General features: G+C 59.3%; 2 protein-coding genes. Both read right to left on the bottom strand.

Annotated features, from left to right (window positions below):
- Positions 1-6: 6 nt before the first annotated feature.
- A complete protein-coding gene (gene tal, locus QMG25_RS20140; protein WP_283462886.1) occupies positions 7-1128 on the bottom strand; it encodes a transaldolase in 1122 nt (373 codons plus the stop codon).
- Between the two features lie 111 nt (positions 1129-1239).
- Positions 1240-3384 (bottom strand): transketolase, encoded by a 2145-nt coding sequence (tkt, locus tag QMG25_RS20135; RefSeq protein WP_283462883.1) that lies wholly within the window; start codon positions 3382-3384, stop codon positions 1240-1242.
- Between the last annotated feature and the right edge of the window lie 134 nt (positions 3385-3518).

Raw genomic sequence — 3518 nt, 5'->3', positions numbered from 1 at the left:
GGTGGTTTAGGCTGCTTTTCGGGCGGTGGTGAGGGCGTTTTCGACGTCGGTGAGGAGTTCTTTCCAGCTGGTGACGAATTTGTCGAGGCCTTCGGTTTCTAGGAGGGTGACGATTTCGTTGTAGGAGATTCCGAGGTTTTCCAGGGCCGCGAGGACGTTGTTGGCTTCGGTGTAGGTGCCGGTGATGGTGTCACCGGTGATGACGCCGTGGTCGTAGGTGGCGTCGAGGGTTTTTTCGGGCATGGTGTTTACGACGTTGGCTGCGGCTAGCTCGGTGACGTAGAGGGTGTCTGGGTAGGCGGGGTCTTTCACGCCGGTGGAGGCCCACAAGGGTCGCTGCGGGAGGGCGCCGGCTTCGGCTAGGACGGCCCAGCGTTTGGTGGAGAAGAGCTCTTCGTAGACTTGGTAGGCGAGGCGGGCATTGGCCACTCCTGCCTGGCCTTTGAGTGTCTTGGCTTCGGCGGTGCCCAGAGCGTCCAAACGCTTATCGATCTCGGTGTCTACGCGGGAGACGAAGAACGATGCCACCGAGTGGATCGTGGAGAGGTCGCGACCGTTTTCTTGGGCTAGTTTCAGACCTGCTTGGAAGGCGTTGATGACGGCGCGGTAGCGTTCCAGGGAGAAGATCAGGGTCACGTTGACGCTGATGCCTTCACCCAGGGTGGCCGTGATGGCTGCGAGGCCTTCGAGCGTTGCGGGGATCTTGATATGGACGTTGTCCTTGTTGACCTTTTTGTAAAGCTGCTTCGCTTCAGCGATGGTGCCCTCGGTGTCCCACGCCAAGCGGGGGTCGACCTCGATGGAAACTCGGCCGTCGACGCCCTGGGTGGCGGCGGCGATGGGGGCGAAGAGGTCGCAAGCGTCCGCGACGTCGGTGGTGGTGATCTCGAAGATCGTTTCCGCGAGGCTGGCGCCCTGTGCGGCTAGTTCGGCGATTTTCCCGTCGTAGTCCGTGCCGGAGGTGATCGCAGCTTGGAAGATGGAGGGGTTGGTGGTCACGCCGACGACGTTCTTTTCCTCGATGAGCTTTTGCAGGCTACCGCTGGAGAGTCGTTCGCGGGAGAGATCGTCTAGCCAGATGGACACACCAGCGGCGGAAAGCTGAGCGGTGGGTGTTGCATTAGTCATGGCTTCTACTTCTTCCTTCAAAAATAGTGGATGGTTGGCAGCTTGCAGCTGGCGCCGAGTGACGCCCATGATGGCCTCCGGCAGCGCCAGCTGCAAGCAGTATTTGGGGAGTTAGTTCGCTGCGGCGGCGAGGGAGTCCTTGGCTGCGGCAGTGACTGCCTCTGTCGTGATGCCAAACTCCTGGAACAAGCGCTTGTAGTCTGCCGAGGCACCGAAGTGCTCAAGACTGATGGAACGGCCGGCGTCGCCGACGAATTCCTTCCAGCCCAGGGCCAAGCCAGCCTCCACGGAAACGCGGGCCTTGACGGCTGCTGGCAGCACCTGCTCACGGTATTCGAGGTCCTGCTTGTTGAACCACTCAACGCACGGCATCGAGACCACACGGGCGGCGATACCTTCTCCAGCCAGTGCTTCGCGGGCTTCAATGGCGAGTTGAACCTCGGAACCGGTCGCGATCAGGATCACCGCCGGGCTAACCACTTTGCCGCCGGACACGGCCTCGGCCAGCACGTAACCGCCCTGGGCCACGCCGTCAGTGGAACCAAACTCGTTCGCGGTCGCCACGCCGGTGCCACGGGCATAGGTGGGGACGTTCTGGCGCGTCAACACAATACCGGCCGGGTTGTCCGTGGTTTCCAGAATCTTCTTCCAGGAAGCGGCAACCTCATTGGAATCACCGGGACGCACCACGTCCAAACCCGGAATCGCACGCAGGGTGGAGAGCTGTTCCACCGGCTGGTGGGTGGGACCATCCTCGCCCAGGCCGATGGAGTCGTGCGACCACACATAGATCGAGGGGACGCCCATCAAGGCGCTCAGGCGGATAGCAGGGCGCTGGTAGTCGCTGAAAATCAAGAACGTACCGGAGAACGCCCGCGTGGGCCCGCCGAGGTGGATACCGTTAACGATCGATGCCGCAGCGTGCTCACGGATCCCAAAGTGCAGCACCCGACCGTAAGGGCCACCGGACCAGCTACCGGTCTGCTTAGAAACCGGCACAAACGAGCCATATCCGTCGATAGTGGTGTTATTGGAGCCAGCGAGGTCGCAGGAACCACCCCAGAGCTCAGGCAACACACCACCCACGGCGTTCAGGACCTTGCCCGACGCTGCCCGGGTAGAGACATCCTTGCCCGCCTCGAAGGAAGGCAGGTTCGTTTCCCAGTTAGCCGGGAGCTCCTTCTTCTCGATACGCTCGAGCAAGCCCGCGTTCTCCGGGTTCGCGGACTTCCAAGTGTTGAAGCCGGTGGTCCATTCTTCGCGTGCCGCGGCGCCGCGGTCCACGACCTTGCGGGCGTGGGCCAAGATGGCCGGATCAACCTCGAAATTTTTCTCCGGATCAAAGCCAAGTTCGATCTTCAGCGCCGCCACTTCCTCGGCACCAAGTGCCGAGCCGTGGATAGCGCCGGTATTCTGCTTCTTCGGCGAAGGGTAGCCAATGATGGTACGCAAGGAAATGATCGAGGGCTTGGAGGTCTCAGCCTTCGCAGCAAGCAAGGCAGTGTAGAGCTCCTGCACGTCTTCTACATAATCGCCCGTCTCGGTCCAGTCCACACGCTGGGTATGCCAGCCATAAGACTCATAACGCTTCAGAACGTCTTCAGTGAAGGCGATATCAGTATCGTCCTCGATGGAAATATGGTTCTCGTCATAGACCACCACGAGATTGCCCAGTTCCTGATGCCCGGCCAAGGAGGAAGCCTCAGAGGTGACACCTTCCTGGATATCACCGTCAGAGGCAATGACCCAAATGGTGTGATCAAACGGACTAGCACCCAGCGCGGCGTCGGGATCCATCAGACCACGCATGCGGCGCTGCGAGTAAGCGAAACCCACCGAGGACGCCAAGCCCTGACCCAACGGGCCAGTAGTAATTTCCACACCCTTGGTGTGCTTGTACTCCGGATGACCAGGAGTCAACGACCCCCAAGTACGCAAGGCTTCCAGATCCGAAAGCTCCAAGCCGCAACCAGACAAGAACAACTGAATATACAGAGTCAGCGAACTATGCCCGGGAGACAAAATGAAACGATCACGACCACTCCAATCAGTGTTCTTCGGATCATGACGCATCACTTTCTGAAAAAGAAGATAAGCCGCCGGCGCAAGGCTCATAGCAGTGCCAGGATGACCATTGCCAACCTTCTCCACCGCATCTGCAGCCAAAACCCGGGCCGTATCCACCGCACGCTGATCCTCAGCCGTCCAAATAAGTGTTGCTGATTCAGTCTCCAGCGTCTGTGCTCTCGGATTCACGATATCTCCTCTTCAATTCAGTCACCGACCAATAACGGCCAATCGGATGCATTCCGGTTGATATCCATCATGACGAAACAAACATGCAGACGGAACACTATTTTCTGACAGTCCCAACTACACTTTAGGATAGG

It is taken from the genome of Arthrobacter sp. H35-D1, assembly GCF_030063185.1.
In the GTDB taxonomy this organism is placed as follows: domain Bacteria; phylum Actinomycetota; class Actinomycetes; order Actinomycetales; family Micrococcaceae; genus Specibacter.
The sequence above is the reverse complement of the archived record's forward strand: the minus strand, read 5'-3'. Positions and strand labels throughout refer to the sequence as shown.

Excerpts from the sequence above, each read along its gene's own strand:
- tal (WP_283462886.1), bottom strand. The coding sequence starts at position 1,128 with ATGACTAATGCAACACCCACCGCTCAGCTTTCCGCCGCTGGTGTGTCC.